General features: G+C 52.1%; 1 protein-coding gene. It reads right to left on the bottom strand.

From position 1 onward, the window contains the following. Positions 1 to 645 (bottom strand): integrase core domain-containing protein (locus tag HMPREF2872_RS11265; RefSeq protein WP_283118987.1); only part of this gene is annotated, 645 nt, incomplete at both ends.

The raw sequence follows: 645 nt of genomic DNA, 5'->3' as shown, positions 1-645 counted from the left end.
CTGCAAAACCTCAAACGGCGTATCGCCGTTCAAACTGCGGTGCGGCTTCACAGTGTTATAGAAATTAACAAAGCGGCACAACTCCTTTCGCCGGTGTTCCGGACTGTCAAACAACTGTTTCTCATGCCACATCTCCATCAGGGTGCGGATAACCCGTTCCGCCTTACCGTTGGTCTGCGGACGGGCAACCCGGGTAAACTTTTGACCAATCCCGTTCTCATAACAGGCTACACCGAAAGCATGGTTGGCCGAGCCTTTATATTCCGTACCGTTATCGGAGTAAACGCACTCAATCAGGTATGGGCAGGGATCAATCAGGTGTTCGGTCAGAAACTTGGCGGCACTGTCTGCGGTTTTGTCCGGCAAAATGGCGGCGTATAGCTCCCTTGAGAAATCGTCGATGGCGACAAACAGGTAATCCCGCTTATCGGTGGCTTTCTGCCCTTTGAGCAGCGGCAGCCGTTTGGTATCGAGATGTACCAGCTCTCCGGGGTAGGATTTATTGTAGCGTTTGGCCTGCCTTTTGAGTTTTTCCTGAATGCCGCGTTCTACCTTGGCCAGGCGTTTCATTCCGTACTTTGCCTGTTTGAAACGGTTGTTGGTACTGGTTTGGGGTTTGAGCAGTCTGCCCCTTGCGGCTTTAAG

The organism is Neisseria sp. HMSC069H12 (assembly GCF_001812735.1).
In the GTDB taxonomy this organism is placed as follows: domain Bacteria; phylum Pseudomonadota; class Gammaproteobacteria; order Burkholderiales; family Neisseriaceae; genus Neisseria; species Neisseria subflava.
Note: the sequence above shows the minus strand (reverse complement) of the source record. Positions and strands in the feature narration are given on the sequence as shown.